The organism is Methylobacterium sp. J-090, from assembly GCF_022829345.1.
Lineage (GTDB): Bacteria > Pseudomonadota > Alphaproteobacteria > Rhizobiales > Beijerinckiaceae > Methylobacterium.
The window spans coordinates 1-17,881 of record NZ_JAKSXV010000003.1 but is presented as its reverse complement, the minus strand read 5'-3'; the positions used below and the strand labels follow the sequence as shown (position 1 = coordinate 17,881).

Annotated in this window: 18 protein-coding genes and 2 pseudogenes; 5 read left to right on the top strand and 15 right to left on the bottom strand. The window is 68.9% G+C overall.

Going from position 1 to position 17,881, the window contains the following annotated elements; translation table 11 throughout:
• A pseudogene (locus MKK49_RS00145) lies at positions 1–216 on the bottom strand (porin family protein); the annotation flags it as partial.
• Positions 217–680: 464 nt separating this feature from the next.
• On the opposite strand from MKK49_RS00145, the gene MKK49_RS00140 reads away from it, so the two are divergent.
• Positions 681–980 carry a hypothetical protein gene (locus MKK49_RS00140; RefSeq protein WP_244025975.1) on the top strand — a complete coding sequence of 100 codons (300 nt, stop codon included), beginning with the start codon at positions 681–683 and terminating at the stop codon, positions 978–980.
• Here the strand turns inward: MKK49_RS00140 and bchE are convergent.
• From bchE to MKK49_RS00115, 5 genes are all read right to left on the bottom strand, one after another.
• A complete protein-coding gene (bchE, locus tag MKK49_RS00135) occupies positions 970–2,496 on the bottom strand; it encodes a magnesium-protoporphyrin IX monomethyl ester anaerobic oxidative cyclase (RefSeq protein WP_244025974.1) in 1,527 nt (508 codons plus the stop codon). The genes MKK49_RS00140 and bchE overlap by 11 nt on opposite strands.
• Before the next feature lie 42 nt (positions 2,497–2,538).
• Positions 2,539–3,246 (bottom strand): di-trans,poly-cis-decaprenylcistransferase, encoded by a 708-nt coding sequence (locus MKK49_RS00130; RefSeq protein ID WP_244025973.1) that lies wholly within the window; start codon positions 3,244–3,246, stop codon positions 2,539–2,541.
• A gap of 66 nt (positions 3,247–3,312) precedes the next feature.
• Positions 3,313–3,756 (bottom strand): transcriptional regulator, encoded by a 444-nt coding sequence (locus tag MKK49_RS00125; RefSeq protein WP_244025972.1) that lies wholly within the window; start codon positions 3,754–3,756, stop codon positions 3,313–3,315.
• Entirely contained in the window at positions 3,743–4,360 is a 618-nt protein-coding gene (locus MKK49_RS00120) for a hypothetical protein (protein ID WP_244025971.1), read from the bottom strand. Before MKK49_RS00120 ends, MKK49_RS00125 begins: the two co-directional genes overlap by 14 nt.
• An 87-nt stretch (positions 4,361–4,447) precedes the next feature.
• On the bottom strand, positions 4,448–5,185 hold the full coding sequence (locus tag MKK49_RS00115; protein ID WP_244025970.1) for an aspartate/glutamate racemase family protein: 738 nt from the start codon (positions 5,183–5,185) through the stop codon (positions 4,448–4,450).
• A 277-nt stretch (positions 5,186–5,462) separates the two neighbouring features.
• Here MKK49_RS00115 and MKK49_RS00110 point away from each other — a divergent pair, with 277 nt between their 5' ends.
• Positions 5,463–7,010 (top strand): DEAD/DEAH box helicase, encoded by a 1,548-nt coding sequence (locus tag MKK49_RS00110; protein WP_244025969.1) that lies wholly within the window; start codon positions 5,463–5,465, stop codon positions 7,008–7,010.
• A 172-nt stretch (positions 7,011–7,182) separates the two neighbouring features.
• On the top strand, positions 7,183–8,238 hold the full coding sequence (locus MKK49_RS00105) for a diguanylate cyclase (RefSeq protein WP_409564993.1): 1,056 nt from the start codon (positions 7,183–7,185) through the stop codon (positions 8,236–8,238).
• Positions 8,239–8,256: 18 nt separating this feature from the next.
• Here MKK49_RS00105 and MKK49_RS00100 read toward each other — a convergent pair whose 3' ends face one another.
• Positions 8,257–8,634: a HesB/IscA family protein gene (locus MKK49_RS00100; RefSeq protein WP_056095965.1), complete on the bottom strand. Its 378-nt coding sequence runs from the start codon at positions 8,632–8,634 to the stop codon at positions 8,257–8,259.
• 145 nt (positions 8,635–8,779) lie between these two features.
• Between MKK49_RS00100 and MKK49_RS00095 the strand changes: the two genes are divergently transcribed.
• Positions 8,780–9,376 (top strand): Uma2 family endonuclease, encoded by a 597-nt coding sequence (locus MKK49_RS00095; RefSeq protein ID WP_244025968.1) that lies wholly within the window; start codon positions 8,780–8,782, stop codon positions 9,374–9,376.
• A gap of 112 nt (positions 9,377–9,488) precedes the next feature.
• Here MKK49_RS00095 and MKK49_RS00090 read toward each other — a convergent pair whose 3' ends face one another.
• From MKK49_RS00090 to MKK49_RS00060, 7 genes are all read right to left on the bottom strand, one after another.
• A complete protein-coding gene (locus MKK49_RS00090) occupies positions 9,489–9,869 on the bottom strand; it encodes an SUF system Fe-S cluster assembly protein (protein WP_056095958.1) in 381 nt (126 codons plus the stop codon).
• Positions 9,870–9,879: 10 nt separating this feature from the next.
• The gene (locus tag MKK49_RS00085) at positions 9,880–11,124 is read right to left on the bottom strand and encodes a cysteine desulfurase (RefSeq protein ID WP_244025967.1); all 1,245 of its coding nucleotides are present in this window, start codon (positions 11,122–11,124) and stop codon (positions 9,880–9,882) included.
• A complete protein-coding gene (locus MKK49_RS00080) occupies positions 11,121–11,588 on the bottom strand; it encodes an endonuclease domain-containing protein (RefSeq protein ID WP_244025966.1) in 468 nt (155 codons plus the stop codon). The genes MKK49_RS00085 and MKK49_RS00080 overlap by 4 nt, the downstream gene beginning before the upstream one ends.
• Positions 11,589–11,753: 165 nt before the next feature.
• A complete protein-coding gene (gene sufD, locus MKK49_RS00075; RefSeq protein WP_244025965.1) occupies positions 11,754–13,076 on the bottom strand; it encodes a Fe-S cluster assembly protein SufD in 1,323 nt (440 codons plus the stop codon).
• 2 nt (positions 13,077–13,078) lie between these two features.
• Positions 13,079–13,831: a Fe-S cluster assembly ATPase SufC gene (gene sufC, locus MKK49_RS00070; RefSeq protein WP_244025964.1), complete on the bottom strand. Its 753-nt coding sequence runs from the start codon at positions 13,829–13,831 to the stop codon at positions 13,079–13,081.
• Positions 13,832–14,024: 193 nt separating this feature from the next.
• Complete coding sequence (gene sufB, locus MKK49_RS00065) at positions 14,025–15,494, bottom strand: Fe-S cluster assembly protein SufB (RefSeq protein WP_244025963.1); 1,470 nt, start codon at positions 15,492–15,494, stop codon at positions 14,025–14,027.
• A 70-nt stretch (positions 15,495–15,564) separates the two neighbouring features.
• Positions 15,565–16,719 carry a cysteine desulfurase family protein gene (locus MKK49_RS00060; protein WP_244025962.1) on the bottom strand — a complete coding sequence of 385 codons (1,155 nt, stop codon included), beginning with the start codon at positions 16,717–16,719 and terminating at the stop codon, positions 15,565–15,567.
• Positions 16,720–17,026: 307 nt separating this feature from the next.
• On the opposite strand from MKK49_RS00060, the gene MKK49_RS00055 reads away from it, so the two are divergent.
• On the top strand, positions 17,027–17,683 hold the full coding sequence (locus MKK49_RS00055; RefSeq protein WP_056095938.1) for an alpha/beta hydrolase: 657 nt from the start codon (positions 17,027–17,029) through the stop codon (positions 17,681–17,683).
• Between the two features lie 79 nt (positions 17,684–17,762).
• On the opposite strand, the pseudogene MKK49_RS00050 reads toward MKK49_RS00055, so the two are convergent.
• A pseudogene (locus MKK49_RS00050) lies at positions 17,763–17,881 on the bottom strand (IS5/IS1182 family transposase); the annotation flags it as partial.

The following is a 17,881-nucleotide window of genomic DNA, read 5'->3' as shown; positions in this document are numbered from 1 at the left end:
CAGGGTGCTGGCGCCGTTCACGCCGATGATGGTGGGCGCGCTGTTGCTGGAGGCGTCGAAGCCGTAACCGGCGTTGAAACCGGCGTAGAAGCCCGTCCAGGTGAACACGGGGACCGGCACGAACACCGGCGGCGCGGCGCGGCGCGGAAGGTCGGCGGCCGAGGCGACGGCGGTCAGGCCGGCGAGGACGGTCGTGGCGAGAAGCAGTCTTTTCATCGGGGTACTCGGTTCTGGATTGGCGAAAGCCGGCGCGCTTGTAGTCCCTGGACGCCGCGAGGTCTGTCGCTTTCCTGCAACATGAGCATCGGATAGCCCAGCACATCTCAATGAAGGGTAAAGGTTAGCTGCAGGTCACCTCGACGTGAGGCCGTCGGTGCTGTGGCGCACATCGACAGATCCATAAGGATAGCGCCGCTCCATCGCCGAGCCGATGGAATCACATTTCCGCGAAACTTTCCTGCCATCCCCCTATCCTTGGCACGATCCTGCCGGAAGCGCATGCGCACTTAACGTTTTAATGCCGTTCCTCGCGGATCGGTGCGGACAAGAGGAAGACGGACGCCGTGTCTCTAAAGAGAACCGCCGGTGATCGGGCGTTCGTGAAGCACTTTTAACCCTGATGGGGAAAGATGGGTATCGAGCCGACCGACCGGCCTGTCGCACCGACGATTGCCTCCGCCATGCTTCCTCCCAGCCGCTCCATCAATCGCCCCCGGGACGGGCATCCCGTTCAGGATCGGGAGGAGCCCACGTTCCGGCGACCCGCCACGCTGCTGTCCCGGACGATCAAGCTGAGTCTCGCGGTCGGCCTCGTCGCCCTCGGCACGGCCCAGTATCTCTCGCGCGTCGTCGCGACCGGGTCGCCCGCTCTGCGCGAGGCGCGTGCGGCCCCGTTCGACCCGGAGACCACGGGCTCCATCGGCGGGGCCGCCGCCCGCACCACCCTGGACCCCTGCACGGCTGCCGGCCTCAGGCATTGAGGCGGGACACGACCGGTCGCTCGGGTCGGCTCGCCCGCATGGATTCCTCCTCGGCCTCCTGCGGCTCGCCCCAGAAAGCGGCGACGCTCGGGCCGTCCCGCACCAGGGGATCGCGCAGGAAGCCGGCGATCTCGTGCGGCCAGACCCGCCGGCCCATGCGGGTGTACCAGCGCATGGCGTGGCGCAGGCCTCGGTCCGGATGGAACAACACCCGGGCCAGCGCGCGCGGCCGGCCTTGCACGGCGAGTTCGATGAATTTGAACCAGAGCAGCACGCGCCAGGGCGGCATGTGCCGGGTCGCCAGGACCTGGTGCTTGTAGTCCCAGCGCCGCCGGTCCGTCTGGATGACCCGGCGCCCGGCCGCGAGCCGAAAGTACGGCGTCCAGCGATGGGGCGTCACGTAGAGCATCTGGATCTGGTCGGGATCGTAGGAGAGGAGCTGGCGCAGGCCCCGCCAGTAATCCCGGTCGGTCTCCTCCTCGAAGCCCACCACCCAGGTCGCCATCGAGAGGATGCCGTGGCGGCGCAGGAGACGGATCGCCTCGCGGTCCGTGGTCGTCGTCGCCCCCTTCCGGATGCGCGCGAGCGTCGCCGCGTCGGTGCTCTCGAGCCCGAGCAGGAAGCGCGCCCAGCCCGCCCGCTTGTAGAGGTGGAGGATGTCGGCGTCGCGCACGATGTCGTCGGCGCGGGTGGAGCCCACCAGGATCAGATCGACATCCTCGGCGATCAGGGCCTCCAGGAAGATGCGCCAGGCCTTCTTCGAGACGGTGGGGTTCTCGTCGGCGAAGTTGACGACCCGCACGCCGTGCTCGCGGTGAAGGCGCGCCAGTTCGCGGGCGAAGCGGACCGGGTCGCGGTGGCGCCAGCGGGTCCAGAAGCCGCGCTGGCCGCAATAGTTGCACAGGTGCGGGCAACCGCGCGAGAACTGCACCACGACGGCGCGCAGGCCGCCCCAGTAGCTGTAGCGGGCGTGATCGATGAGTTCCCAGCCGACCCGGTAGGCGTCGAGGTCGCGGATGACGCCCGCGTCCGGCGTGGCCCTCGGGCCCGCCTCGTCCCGGAAGGCGATGCCCGGCACCGCCGCGACGGACGCCCCCGCCGCCAGGGCGGCCATCAGGCGCCGGGCCGTCTCCTCGCCCTCCCCGCGCACGATGGCGGTGACGTAGGGCTCGTCGCGCAGGATCTCGCGCCAATGGTAGGTGGGGAACACCCCGCCATACACGATGGGCACGCCCGGCAGCGCGAGGGCGACGGCCGCCGCCACCTCGGCGATGACGGGATGGCCCGAGGTCGAGCCGGAATGGCCGAACAGCACCGCGTCGGGGCGCCAGCGTACAGACTCGGCGACGAGGTCCCCCGTCGCCGCAGGGCCGAACTCGCCGTCGACGAGACGTACGACGTGGCCGTCGTCGATGAGAGGTCCCCCCACCGCCAGGAGGCCGAGGGGCGGCAGGTGATCGTCCGGGATCCGGCTGCCGATGGCCGGATGGGGCACGTTGATGAGCAGGATCCGCATGGCGGCTCTCCTCCGAGGTCGCGGCGCGTGGGGGCGTGCGGTTCAGGCGGCTTCGGCCGGAACGGTGAGGCCGCCGAAGCGACGCTGCCGCCCCGCGAAGGATCGGAGTGCCGCGGCGAGATCGCCCGCGTCGAAATCGGGCCAGTGCGTTTGCGTGAAGTGCAGCTCGGCATAGGCGCTCTCCCAGAGGAGGAAGTCCGAGAGGCGCTGCTCGCCGCTGGTGCGGATGACGAGGTCGACGTCCGGCACGGGCCCGCCGCTGACGCGGTGCCCGAACTCCGTGGCGGAGGGCGTGCGCGAGTCCGGCAGCGCGGCGGCGGCGGCGAGGATCGCGGCGCGGGCGGAGTAATCGATGGCGATGCGCAGGTGCAGGGCGGTACCCGCCACCGTCACGGCCTCGGCCCGGCCGATGGCCTCGGCGATGCCCCCGGGCAGGCGGTCGCGCCGGCCGATCACGGTGAGGCGTACCCCAGCCTTCGCGAGACGCGCCGCCTCTTCCCGCAGGTAGCGCCGCAGCAACCCCATCAGGGCCGTGACCTCGTCCTGCGGCCGGCGCCAGTTGTCGCTGGAGAAGGCGTAGAGGGTGAGCGTGCCGATGCCCTGATCCGGCGCCGCTTCCACGACCCGCCGGATCGCCGCGATGCCGGCCTTGTGGCCGAGCGCCCGGGGCAGGCCGCGCGCCGTCGCCCAGCGGCCGTTGCCGTCCATGATGATGCCGACGTGGAGGCCGGCCTGCAAAGAACTTTGCATTGTAAAGCTTTCTGGCAAATGAAAATTGGAGTTCGGGCGTCCCGGGGATCCGGCGAGAGCCGGAGGTCACGCCGGCTGGGGTCGGCCGCCGTGCTTCGAGGCTTCCGCGTCCTGGGCGGTCGCGCCCTCTTTCGCGTCTTGGGCTGTCGCGTCTTGGGCTCTGACATCCTGAGCCGCCTCGGCCGCGTCGCGGACCACGCGTTCCAGCACGGCGAGGTAATCGAGGAAGCGACGGCGCCCGGCGGCGGTCAGACCGCAGGTGGTCTGGGGCCGGTTGCCGTCGTAGCCCTTGCGGATCTCGACGAGGCCGGCCTCCTGCAGCACCTGCAGGTGGCGGCTGAGATTGCCGTCGGTGAGTCCGCAGAGCTGCTTCAGGTCGGCGAAGGCGAGGCCCTTCGGATGGGCGATGAGGGAGGTGAGCAGGCCGAGGCGGGCCTTCTCGTGGATGACCCGGTCGAGCCCGTCATAGGCGAAGGGGGCCCCCGCGGAGGGGACGTCAGATTTCGGCATCGTCGGCCTCCGAGGCGGACCGGACCACCAGGGCCATCAAGCCCTGGCCGACGGCGAAGGGGATGCCCATCGCCCAGGGCGACAGGCCGCGGCTCTCGCCCATGATGACGAGCACCGCGAGACCCGCGACGAGGTACCAGGCGCCGACCAGGGCGACCCCGCGCGGCATGACCCGGACGCCGGCGAAGATGCCGAGGCTGACCAGCACCTGCCACAGGCCCGGCAGCAGCCACAGGCTCTCGGGCGAGATCCGCGCCAGCACCACGGCGAGGAGCGCCCCGGCGGCGCCCGCCGGCAGGAACTGCTCGACGGAATCGTGGATCATCGCGTCGCCGAGGCCTCCGGTATGGCGGCGGGCACGGGCCCGCATCTCCGCGCCGATGAGGCCGATGGCGGCGATGGCCGTGGCGACCCAGGCCCCGAAGAAGAGCAGCGGCCGGCCCTCCGGCTCATCGAGGAGAAGCGTCTGCGCCGTGGCGGTGGCGAGGGCCAGCCCGGCGGTGGCCGCGAAGGCCGCAGGACCGTAGCCGCTGAAGGCGGTTCCGCGCACGAGTTGCGACCGGATGGCGACGATGTCGGCCAGGGCCCTGTCGAGATCGGTCACGCCATGCCTCCATGAACTCTGTGATGCAAAGTAGGCTGCCTTGCAAAGCTCTTGCAAGCATTTTCTTTGCATTGCAAAGCGGCCGCTTCAGGCGCCCGCGAGCAGGGCCGCCAGCGCCGGGGCGAGGCCGATGCTCGCCAGCGCCGGGGCCGCACCCCGCGCCTCCCCCGTCCCGGCGGCCGCGAGCACGGCGCGGGTGCCGGCCTCCACCGAGCAGAGGACCGGCACGGGGACGGCGGGCTGGATGCGGGCGGCGAGCCCGGCCAGCGCCGCGCCTCCGAGGATGACCGCCTTCGCCCCGTCCACCTCGGCGCAGGCCCGGCAGGCGGCGGCGAGCTGCCCCAGGGCCGCTTCCGGATCGGCGGCGATCTCGCCTCCCGTCGGTGCGACCGTGCGCACGCCGGACAGGCGGTCGCTCAGGCCGAGGCCGACGACGAACTCCGTCAGCATCGGTGCCCACAAGGCGCCCCCGGTGACGATGGCGAAACGCCGGCCCGCCGCGGCCGCCGCGCGGCAGGCAGCCTCGGCCATGCCCACCACCGGCACCGGCGAGACTTCGCGGAGCGCCATCAGCCCCGGATCGCCGAAGCAGGCGAGGTAGACCGCGTCGCAACCCGCGACGTGCTCGGCCAACGCATCGAGGGCCGAGTGTCCCGCGATGACGGAGGCCGCCCGGCTCGCGATGTAGCGCGCGCCGAACCGCCCGGTCACGGGCACGATCTCGGCCGCCCCGCCGACCATCGCCCGGATGTGCCCCCGGACATGATCGGCCACGAGGTCGGTCACGGCCTGCGTGGTGTTGGGGTTGATGAGGAGGATGCGCACGGCGAAGCGAGCCTCTGTGCCGGGTGGAGAGCCGGCTCGTCCCAGCGCAAGCCCCTTGCCACTACGGGCCGGCTCCCGGCGCATCCGGCGATGGATTGCGGATAAGCCGCGTCACGCGACCCTCCCTAGATTGACACGGCCGCGCAAGGCTCTAAGTGTCCCCGCAACGCGTGTGCGCGGCGGGTCGTGTGTCGAAACCGCCCCTTGAAGCCGTCGCCGTGTCGATGCACTCCGCGCCGGTCGGTCGATTTCCCGCGCGCAACGGTTCTCATAGAATATGTCTTTTGCCGACCTCGGATTGAGCGACAAGGTCCTTCAGGCCGTCACGGCGGCCGGTTACACCGAGCCGACGCCGATCCAGGCCCAGGCCATTCCCCACGTGCTGGCCCGGCGCGACGTGCTCGGCATCGCCCAGACCGGCACCGGCAAGACGGCGGCGTTCACGCTGCCGATGCTGACCCTGCTGGAGAACGGCCGGGCGCGCGCCCGCATGCCGCGTACCCTCATCCTCGAGCCGACCCGCGAGCTCGCCGCCCAGGTGGTGGAGAATTTCGACCGCTACGGCGTGAACCACAAGCTCAACGTGGCGCTCATCATCGGCGGCGTGTCCTTCGCCGACCAGGACGCCAAGCTCATGCGCGGCACCGACGTGCTCATCGCCACGCCGGGCCGGCTCCTCGACCATTTCGAGCGCGGCAAGCTCCTGCTCACGGGCGTCGAACTCCTCGTCATCGACGAGGCCGACCGGATGCTCGACATGGGCTTCATCCCCGATATCGAGCGCATCGTGAAGATGGTGCCGTTCACCCGCCAGACCCTCTTCTTCTCGGCCACCATGCCGCCGGAGATCGAGCGGCTGGCCGACATGTTCCTGCACACGCCCCAGCGGATCGAGGTGGCCCGGCCCGCCTCCACCGCCGAGACCATCGTGCAGAAGCTCGTGGCCACGGGTTCCGAGGGCCACGAGAAGCGCGACCTCCTGCGCCGGCTCATCCGGGGCGAGGCCGAGCTCAACAACGGCATCATCTTCTGCAACCGCAAGCGCGACGTGGCGCTCCTGCAGAAGTCGCTCGCGAGCCACGGCTTCAACGTCGCCGCGCTCCACGGCGACATGGACCAGCGCGCCCGCACCATCGCGCTCGACGGCTTCCGCTCCGGCGAGGTGCCGCTGCTGGTGGCCTCCGACGTCGCCGCGCGCGGCCTCGACATCCCGGCCGTGAGCCACGTCTTCAACTTCGACGTGCCCCACCACCCGGAGGACTACGTCCACCGCATCGGCCGCACGGGCCGGGCCGGCCGGGCCGGCCACGCCTTCACCCTGGTGACCCGCTCCGACGAGCGCTCGATCACCGCCATCGAGAGCCTGATCGGTCAGCCGATCCCCTGGGCCGAGGGCGACCTCAGCGCCCTGCCCGAAGCCGCGCCCGCGACGGTGAACGAGAATGCGCCGACCCGGACGCGCCATCGCGGCAAGTCCGGGGAGACCCTGCGCCGGCGCGGCGGCGCCGAGTCCGGCCGTGACGCCGCCCGGTCCGAGCCCCGCGCCGAGCCCCGTGTCCGCAAAGGCCGTCGGGGTACTCCCGAGCGGGGACCGTCTCCCGCGGTCGAGGGCGAGGCCGTCGCCACCCCGGCACCGGCCCGCTCCAGGGAGCCGGCGCCCGAACGGACGAGCGTACCCGCGCGCATCGCCGAACCGCGGCGCGAGGAGCGCCGGCCCGCTCCCCGGCGGCGCGGAGACGAGGACGACGGCGACACGCCCATCGGCCTCGGTTCCCATGTGCCGGCCTTCCTCCTGCGGCCGGCCGTCGTCAAGACGCCCAAATAGGCCTTTCTACCGTGTCCGTCGCGATGCGGGCCCAGCGCGCCGATTCCTGGGGCTTTCTCAAGTCCTGGGCCTCTTAACGGCCTCTCCACGATCTGCGGATTAGAATGCGCCGTCGGCCTTCCGTCCCCGTAGTGGCGCGTAGTCCGGGAACGATCGCGTGGTTGGACGGGACATGGGCGGCAGTCACGGAGACCGGGACCGGACCTTTGCGCTCGCGGAACGCGCGAACGTGCTGATGCGTGACTACGGCCCCTCGGCGACGCCGCGGGCCTACACGGTCTGGTACACCTACGTCTCCGGCCTCCAACCGCTGCTGAACGACGCGGTCAAGCGCCTCACGGCCAAGGGCGCGCTGCTCGATTCCGATATCGACACCCTCTACGAGACCTATCTCGACGGGCAGCGCCTGGCGCACGCGGCCGAGCGCACGAGCAGCACCGTACTCTCGGAGATCGAGGGCATCATGGAGGTGCTCGACCTGTCGCTGGGCTCCACGGCGCAGTACGGCGAATCCCTGCGCATCCTCTCGAACGATCTCGGCGGCAAGGGCCTGGACCGGGCCCGGGTTCACGAGATCGTCGGCGCGCTGGTGGCGACCACCCGGGAGGTAACGGCCAACAACCGCACCCTCGAGGCGCGCATGCGCGAGAGCCGCAAGGAGATCGAGTTCCTGCGCGAGACCCTGGCGGCAACCCGCCTCGAAAGTCTCACGGACCCCCTCACCGGCCTGTCGAACCGCAAGCAGTTTGAGGAGAGCCTGCACGCCATGGTCGAGGAATCCGTGGCCGACCGGGTGCCGGCGAGCCTCATCGTCATCGACGTCGATTTCTTCAAGCGCTTCAACGACGTCTACGGCCACCTGACGGGTGATCAGGTCCTGCGCCTCGTCGCCCTGGTCATGCGCGAGCACATCACCGCCCGCGCCACCCTGGCGCGCTTCGGCGGCGAGGAATTCGGTATCCTCCTGCCGGGAGCGGACCGGGCCGAGGCCTTCGCCCTGGCGGAGAAGGTGCGCGCCAGCGTGATGGGACGCGACCTCGTCAAGCGCTCCACGGGAGAGTCGCTCGGCAAGGTCACCATCTCCCTCGGCATTGCCGTCTCGCGCTCCAGCGACACGGCCGTGTCGCTCCTGGAGCGGGCCGATCAGTGCATGTTCATGGCCAAGCGCGACGGCCGCAACCGCACCGTCGACGACAGCGAGAGCCTGTCCCTGCCCGACGTGGCCTGACGCCGAGCGGCTCCTCCCTCAGGCGGTGGCGCGCACGGCCTCGGGATTGACCGGGGTGATCGCGACGGATTCACCGCAGCCGCAGGCCGAGGTCTGGTTCGGATTGTTGAACACGAACTGCGAGGCGAGCTTGGTCGCGGTGAAATCCATCTGCGTGCCGAGCAGGAACAGCAGCGCCTTCGGGTCGACGAACACCTTGACCCCGCGATCCTCGACCATGTCCTCGCCGGGCTTCTGCCCGTCCGCGTACTCCATGGTGTAGGACATGCCGGCGCAGCCGCCGTTCTTCACCCCGACGCGAAGGCCCGCGATCGGCCGATCGGCATCGGCGATGATCGCCTTGATGCGCGTCGCCGCCGCATCGGTGAGCGAGAGGACTTTGAAATTCGAAGCCATGGGGTCTCTCCGGCAGCCGGGTTCAAGGCCCGGGCGGTTGAGGATGATCGTGCGCGGTTAAGATAAGGATGGCGGAGGCTGCGGTCCACTCCGGTGACGGGGTGGGGCGCCCTGCGCTAGACTCGTGCCAGCACGGAGAGCTTCCATGGCCGACGCAGCCCTCGCCCCGATGACCATCGAGGATTTCTTCGTCTGGCAGCGCGCTCAGGACGAACTCTATGAACTCGTGGACGGATATCCGGTCCCCCGCCATAGGATGATGACGGGCGCGAGTGTGCAGCACGATCTGGCGACGGTGAACGTCATCATCAGTCTCGGCACCCAGCTGCGCGGAAAACCCTGCCGTCCAACCACGTCCGACATCGCGATCCGCACCAACATCACGATGCTGCGGCGGCCCGACGTGATGGTCGAATGCGCCGCCTTGGTGCCCGATACGTATGAAGCCCGAGAACCCAGGCTCGTCGTCGAGGTCGCCTCGCCATCCACCACCGCCATCGATCAGACGCGCAAGGTGGAGGAATACAAGCGGCACCCGACGCTGGCCTACATTCTCCTCATCGAGACCCTCAAGCCGCAGGCTCTGCTCTACACGCGCGGGAACGATGCGTGGGAGATCGAAGCCTTCGAGGGCCTGGAGGCGGTGATCGCCCTGCCGGCGATCGGAGCCAGCCTCGCCCTTGCCGACATCTACGAGGGGCTGAGCTTCCCGGGCCGCCGCGACCTGGCGACGGAGGGCTAGAGCATCGTCCCGAAAGGTGGCTTCCGGCTTTCGGAAAGAGACGATGCGAAAACAAGGCCTTCGGAGCATTGTCCCGAGTACGGGATTCGGGATGATGCTCCAGGTCGGCGCCCTACCACATATCGAGCGCGACGCGGGCCTCGTCGGACATGCGGCTCTGGTCCCACGGCGGATCGAACACCATGGTGACGGCGCAGGCCTGGACGCCCGGCACGGCGGCGACCGCGGTCTCGACCCAGCCAGGCATCTCGCCGGCCACGGGACAGCCCGGGGCGGTCAGGGTCATGTCGATGGCCACCGTGCGGTCGTCGGCGATGTCGACCTTGTAGATCAGGCCGAGCTCATAGATGTCGGCCGGGATCTCCGGGTCGTAGACGCTTTTCAGCGCAGCCACGATGTCGTCGGTCAGGCGGTCGAGTTCCTCCGGCGGAATCGCCGAGGCGCTGGCGATGGCGGGCGTGTTGGCCCCACCGGTGATGGCTGAATCGCTCATGGTTGATCCCTTACGCGAACATCACCTCGGCCTTGGCCAGGGCCTCGGCGAGGACGTCCACTTCTTCATGGGTATTATACAGGCCGAACGAGGCGCGACAGGTGGAGGTCGCACCGAAACGCGTGAGCAGCGGCATCGCGCAATGGGTGCCGGCCCGGATCGCGACGCCGTAGCGGTCGATGATCGTCGCGATGTCGTGGGCATGCGCGCCCTTCATCTCGAACGCGATGACGCCGCCTTTGTCCTTGGCGGTGCCGATCATCCGCACGGAATTCATCGTCCCGAGGCGCTCCTGCGCGTAGGCGAGGAGCGAAGCCTCGTGCGCGGCGATCTGGTCGCGGCCGAGCGTCATCATGAATTCCAGCGCCGCGCCGAGGCCCACCGCCTCGATGATCGCCGGCGTGCCGGCCTCGAAGCGGTGGGGCGGATCGTTGTAGGTGATGGAATCCTGGCTCACCGTGCGGATCATCTCGCCGCCGCCTTGGTAGGGGGGCAGGCGCTCCAGCCACTCCTTCTTGCCGTAGAGCACGCCGATGCCGGTGGGGCCGTAGACCTTGTGGCCGGTGAAGACGAAGAAGTCGCAATCGAGCGCCTTCACGTCGATGGGCTGGTGGACCGCGCTCTGGGCCCCGTCGAGGAGCACCGGCACGCCGTGCGCATGGGCGATGCGGACGATCTCGGCCGCCGGCGTCACCGTGCCCAGCACGTTCGACATGTGGGTGATCGCCACCATCTTCGTGCGCGGCGTGAAGAGTTTTTCGTACTCTTCGATCGGGAAATTGCCGGCGTCGTCCACCGGCGCCCACTTGATCACCGCACCGCGCCGCTCACGCAAAAAGTGCCAGGGCACGATGTTGGAATGGTGCTCCATGATGGAGAGGATGATCTCGTCCCCCTCCCCGATCTGGCCCATGAGGCCCATGGACGAGGCCACGAGGTTGTAGGCCTCGGTGGCGTTGCGGGTGAAGATGATCTCGTCGGTGGACTCGGCATTCAGGAATTGCCGGGTCGTCTCGCGTGCGCCCTCGAAGCCCTCCGTGGCGGCGTTCGCCATGAAGTGCAGCCCGCGATGGACGTTGGCGTAGCCGGTCTCCATGCAGTTCACCATGGCGTCGATCACCGCGCGGGGTTTCTGCGAGGAGGCCGCGTTGTCGAGATAGACCAGCGGCTTGCCGTAGACTTTCTGCGACAGAATCGGGAACTGAGCTCGGATCGCCTGGACGTCGTAGGGGGTGGATGGGATGGGTGCGTTCATGGCGAAACCTGTTGGGTGTCCTGCGCGCGAGCCCCTCCCCCCTCTGCGGGGGAGGGTGCCTCGCGGAGCGAGGCGGGAGAGGGGCAGCACCGCCCTTCGATGGCGTGTTCGACCCTGCTCATCACAGCGCCGAGATTGCCGAGAACGAGATCGTTCGAGAAGCGAAGGACCTTAAAGCCCTGCTGGGCAAACCAAGCATCGCGCTTGGCATCCCGTACTCTGCGGGTTTCAGTCTCGTGTGGTTCGCCATCGAGTTCGATAACCAGCCGCGCCGATACGCATAGGAAATCGACAATGTAGGGCGCGATCGGCACCTGCCGTTTGAACTTGTGACCGTCGAAGCGTCCGCCACGAACCTGCTCCCAGAACAGGGCTTCGGCGCGGGGCATCGTCTGCCGATGCGCCCGGGCGTAGGAACGCAGGCGGGGCGGGACCTCGTTCAGCTTGGGCGGCTGGCCCATCATCTGTCCCCTTCCACAAGCGCTGGGTTTTCCTTCTCCCCTCTGCGGGAGAGGGTGGTCCGCGAAGCGGGTCGGGTGAGGGGAGCGCGTGATCCGGAGAGGTCGCCCCCTCTCCCGGTCGCTCCGCGACCACCCTCCCCCGCAGAGGGGGGAGGGTTAGCCCTGGCCCTACCCCCGCGCCCGCAACCACGCCTCGACGGTGCCGATCAGCGCCTCGCGAACCCCCTCGTGGCTCACCGACTCGATGGCGGCGCCCAGGAACGCCTGGACCAGCAGGCTCTCGGCCTCGGCCTTCGGCAGGCCGCGCTGCATGAGGTAGAACAGCAGGTCGTCGTCGAGCGCGCCGCAGGTGGCGCCGTGGCCGCAGGCGACGTCGTCGGCGAAGATCTCGAGCTCGGGCTTGTTCATCATCTGCCCCTCGTCGGACAGGATGAGACAGGCCGACATCATCTTGCCGTCGGTCTGCTGGGCCGCCTGTTGAACGATGATCTTGCCCTGGAATACGCCGGTGGCGGCCCCGTCGACCACGGTCTTGAACAGTTCGCGGCTCACCCCGCCGGTGGCGGCGTGGTCGGCCAGGAAGGTGGTGTCGGCGAGCTGCTTGCCGTTGAGCATGGCCGCGCCGTTCACCACCGCGCGGGCGTCGGCCCCGGCGAAGTTCAGGTAGACCTGATGGCGCGAAAGCACGGCGCCCACCACCACGTTGACGGTCTCGATGGCGGATTCGGCCCCGAGTCGGGCCGACAGGGTGGAGAGCGCCACGGCCTCGCGGCCTTCGGCGTTCAGACGGGCATGCCGGAACGTAGCATGATCGCCCACCACCACGTCCACGGCGTCGTTGGGCTGGTAGGCGACGCCGTCCGGCCCCTCGTGGCTTTCGAGCACGAAGGCCTCTGCGCCCTCCTCCAACACCACGAGCACTCGGGTAGCGGTGGAATAGGCCTCCGACCCGGTGCCGACGAAGCGGAGATGAAGCGGCGTCTCGACCTTGGCACCAGCCGCCACCGAGATCAGCGCGCCGTCGGCCAGGAAGGCGGTGTTGAGCTGATAGATGGCGTTCTCGGCGGCCTGCTTCACGGGGGTGAGCTGGGCGAGGCGCGCATCCCCGTCCGTCAGGGCCTCGGTGAGCGGCGTCACGGTGATGCCGGCCGGGATGCGGGTGAGGTCGGATTCTGCCTCGATGAGGTGGCCGTTGACGAAGGTGAGGCGCACGGCCTCGATGCCGGCAAAGCCCCTAGCCTCGGCGACGGCCGCCTTGGCGGTCTCGGCCGACGGCATCTCGGCCGGATGGGCGGCGTCGCGGAACGCGGAGCGGAGATCCGTGTACTTGAACGCCTCGACCCGGCGGGTCGGAAGGCCCACCGCCTCGAAGTAGCGGAACGCCTCCTCGCGGGCGATGGACACGCCCGTGGGGTACTTCATCTTCGTGGCTTCGAAGAGCTTGGTCAGGCCGGTCTCGGCCGCCGTGCGGAGCGGGGTGATGTCGGCCATGATCAGGCGGCCTCGCCCGTGCGGTACTCGGCGTAGCCCGACGCTTCGAGGGCCTTCGCCAGATCCTTGTCGCCCGACTTCACGATCTGGCCCTGCGACATGACGTGGACCACGTCCGGCACGATGTAGTCGAGCAGGCGCTGGTAGTGGGTGATGACGAGGAACGAGCGCCCCTGTGCGCGAAGCGCGTTCACGCCGCCGGAGACGACGCGCAGGGCATCGATGTCGAGGCCGGAATCGGTCTCGTCCAGCACGCAGAACTTCGGCTCCAGGAGGGCCATCTGCAGGATCTCCATGCGCTTCTTCTCGCCGCCGGAGAACCCGACGTTGAGGGCGCGCTTGAGCATGTCCTTGTTGATCTCGAGCTTCTCGGCCGCCGCATTCACCTTGCGGATGAAGTCGGGGGTCGAGAGCTCGCCCTCGCCCCGCGCCCGGCGCTGGGCGTTCAGCGTCGCCTTGAGGAAGGTCATGGTGCCGACGCCCGGGATCTCCAGGGGATACTGGAACGCCAGGAACACGCCGCTCGCGGCGCGCTCGTCGGGGGACATCTCGAGGATGTTGACGCCGTCGAGCAGGATTTCGCCGTCGGTGACCTCGTAATCCTCCTTGCCGGCGATGACGTAGGACAGGGTCGACTTGCCGGAGCCGTTCGGCCCCATGATGGCCGCGACCTCGCCGTCGTTCACCGTGAGGTTGAGGCCGTTGAGGATCTGCTTGTCCTCGATGGCGACGGTGAGGTTCTTGATTTCGATCATTGCAGCATCGTCCAGTCTAGAATTTGAAACGCGGAACGACCCTCCCCCTCTGCGGGGAAGGGTGCCTGCGGAGCAGGCGGATTGGGACGAAGTCCCGCAAGAGGGGGCGACCTCTCCGGATCGCGCACTCCCCTCATCCGACCCGCCTCGCGGGCCACCTTCTCCCGCAGAGGGGAGAAGGAAAGACGGCGCCCTACCCCACCGAGCCTTCGAGGCTGATGGAGATCAGCTTCTGGGCCTCGACGGCGAACTCCATCGGCAGCTGCTGCAGCACGTCGCGGACGAAGCCGTTGACGATGAGGGCGGTCGCCTCCTCGTTGGAGAGGCCGCGCTGCTGGCAGTAGAACATCTGGTCCTCGGAGATCTTCGAGGTGGTGGCCTCGTGCTCGAACTGCGCGGAGGAGTTCTTCGACTCGATGTACGGCACCGTATGCGCGCCGCACTGGTCGCCGATGAGGAGCGAGTCGCAGTTGGTGAAGTTGCGCGCGCCCGTGGCCTTGCGGTGGGCGGACACCAGCCCGCGATAGGTGTTCTGCGAACGGCCCGCCGAAATGCCCTTCGAGATGATCCGGCTGGTGGTGTTCTTGCCGAGATGGATCATCTTGGTGCCGGAATCGACCTGCTGCATGCCGTTCGACACGGCGATGGAGTAGAACTCGCCGCGGGAATTGTCGCCGCGCAGGATGCAGGACGGGTACTTCCAGGTGATGGCCGAGCCGGTCTCGACCTGCGTCCACGAGATCTTCGAGTTGGCGCCGCGGCAATCGCCGCGCTTGGTCACGAAGTTGTAGATGCCGCCCTTGCCCTCGTTGTCGCCGGGGTACCAGTTCTGCACCGTCGAGTACTTGATCTCGGCGTCGTCGAGGGCGACGAGCTCGACCACGGCGGCGTGGAGCTGGTTGTCGTCGCGCTTCGGGGCGGTGCAGCCCTCGAGATACGAGACGTAGGAGCCCTTGTCGGCGATGATCAGGGTCCGCTCGAACTGGCCGGTGTCGCGCTCGTTGATGCGGAAATAGGTCGAGAGCTCCATCGGGCAGCGCACGCCCGGCGGGATGTAGACGAACGAGCCGTCGGAGAAGACCGCCGAGTTCAGGGTCGCGAAGAAGTTGTCCGTCACCGGCACGACGGAGCCGAGGTACTTCTTCACCAGGTCCGGGTACTCGCGGATGGCCTCCGAGATCGGCATGAAGATCACGCCGGCCTTCGACAGTTCGGCCTTGAAGGTGGTGGCGACCGAGACGGAATCGAACACCGCGTCGACGGCGACCCGGCGCTCGGGGGCGATGCCCTCCAGAACCTCGACCTCGCGCAGGGGAATGCCGAGTTTTTCGTAGGTCTTGAGGATCTCGGGGTCGATCTCGTCCAGCGACATCGCCGCCGGGCGCTTCGGAGCGGCGTAGTAGTAGATGTTCTTGTAGTCGACCTTGTCGTAGGAGACGCGCGCCCAGTCGGGCTCCTGCATGGTCTGCCAGCGCTTGTAGGCGTCAAGGCGCCAGGCGAGCATCCACTCGGGCTCGTCCTTCTTGGCCGAGATGAAGCGGATCACGTCCTCGGAGATGCCCTTTTCGGACTTCTCCATCTCGATGGTGGTCTCGAACCCGTACTTGTACTGGTCCAGATCAATGGATCGGACCCGGTCGATGGTCTCCTGCACGGCAGGCATTGGCGTCTCCTGATCGACCCGGCGTCAAGGGCCGGGCGTGGTCGCGAGAAAGGGTTTGGTCGGCCCGCCGTCAGGCGGCCCGGCCTCTCCGTCGATATAGGGTCTCGACGAGGCGTTCGCAGGCGGCGAGACAGCGCGTCCCGTCGCTTTCCGTACTGTTCCACCCGAGGCTGACGCGCAGGGCCCCCGCAGCCAAATCAGGGCTGACCCCCATGGCGGCGAGAACGGGCGAGCGGGCGACCTTGCCCGAGGCGCAGGCCGACCCGGACGAGACCGCGATCCCGGACAGATCGAGGCGCATCACGGCCGTCGGGGCGTCGAGGCCGGGGATGGAGAAACTGAGGGTGTTGGGCAGGCGCGGCGCCCCCTCACCGAACACCACGAGGTCGGGCGCGAGGGCCCGCAGGCCCGCCTCCATGGCGTCCCGCAGGACCTCGCGGGACTCACCGAGCCCCGCCATCTCGGCCGCCACCCCCATGCCGACGAGGCCGGGCAGGTTCTCGGTGCCGGCGCGCAGGCGCCCCTCCTGGCCGCCGCCGCGCAGGAACGCGGGCTCCAGGGTGACGCCCGCGGCGAGCACCACGGCGCCGACGCCCCGGGGGGCGGCGAACTTGTGGCCCGAGAGGGTCAGGGCATCGAGGCCGAGGGCGGCGAAATCCAGCGGGATCTTGCCGACCGCCTGCACGGCGTCGGAGTGGACGAGGGCGCGGCCGTGGCCGCGCGCAAGGGCGACGATGTCGGAGAGCGGCTGGATCACGCCGGTCTCGTTGTTGGCGGCATGGACCGAGACGAGGACGCCCTCCCCCCGGTGCCGGTCGAGCCGTTCGGCGAGGGCGACGCGGTCGATGACGCCGCTGGCATCCACCGGGATCACGTCCACGCCCTCGGCCGGGAAGCGATGGCCGGCGGCGACGCAGGGGTGCTCGGTGGCACCGATGATCAGCCGGGTCGGGGCCGCCTCGCCGGCCCGGCGCAGGGCGCCGGACAGGACGGCGTTGGCGGCCTCCGTGCCGCCGCTCGTGAACACCACGCGGCCTCGGCCCGCCCCGACGAGGCGGCCGACCTGCGCGCGCGCATGCTCCAGGGCCGCCCGCGCCGCCCGGCCCTCGGCATGGACCGAGGACGGGTTGCCGGACAGCGCCAGAGCCCGCGCCACGGCCGCAGCCACCTCGGGCCGAACCGGCGAGGTCGCGTTGTGGTCGAGATAGGCACGCGGCGAAGTCATGGGGCGAAAACCACTGGCGGTCTCAAGGTCGAAGACGACAAATCCTTGCTTTTGCCCCCCACGATCATGCTAAGGCGCCGAAGAACCCTATTCGACAGCCCGTCGTGCAAGGGGCGCACCCAAGGGACGCAACAACGCGAACGCAGCGACCCGGACGCGCCCGAACCGCTTGTTTAGAACAGTTCCAGTCCACTAGAACCGTTCTAAGAGCGCTTTTAAGTTCGCGCCCCGTCGAGTCAAGGCGTTCCGCGCGGTGTCTGCCGTGCGTCCGGCGTCGCGCGCTCCCCTCGAAGCTTGTGAGAGATCCATGCCCGAAGTCATCTTCACCGGTCCGGCCGGCCGTCTCGAGGGACGCTACCAGGCCCCCAAGAAGAAGGGCGCGCCCATCGCCATCGTGCTCCACCCGCACCCGCAGTTCGGGGGCACGATGAACAATCAGATCGTGTACAACCTCTTCTACACCTTCGCCAACCGGGGCTTCGCCGCCCTGCGGTTCAACTTCCGCGGCGTCGGGCGCAGCCAGGGCGCGTTCGATCACGGCACCGGTGAGCTCTCCGACGCCGCCTCGGCCCTCGACTGGGTCCAGTCGGTCAACCCGGAGGCCCGCGCCTGCTGGATCGCCGGCGTCTCGTTCGGCTCGTGGATCGGAATGCAGCTTCTCATGCGGCGCCCCGAGATCGAGGGGTTCATCTCCATTGCCGCCATGGCCAACCGCTACGACTTCACCTTCCTGGCGCCGTGCCCGTCCTCGGGCCTGTTCGTCCACGGCTCCGAGGACCGGGTGGCGCCGGCCCGCGAGGTGATGCCGGTGATCGAAAAGGTGAAGGTGCAGAAGGGCGTCATCATCGAGCACCAGGTGGTCGAGGGCGCCAACCACTTCTTCGACGGCAAGGTCGACGAGCTGACCCAGACCGTGGACACCTACCTCGACAAGCGCCTCGGCACGAAGGAAATGACGGCCTGAGCCGGACTTGCCGCAGCCGGCCTTGCCGCATGCGTTCCCCTTCCCTCACGGGGAGGGGGTCTAGGTCCTCTCTGCAAAGTCATGTGAGCCAGAGCATGGTCATGCCGAGTGTGACCATGGCGAGGTAGTTTGCCGCTCGCTTCTCGTAGCGGGTGGCGATGCGGCGATACTGCTTGAGGCGTCCGATCAGCCGCTCGA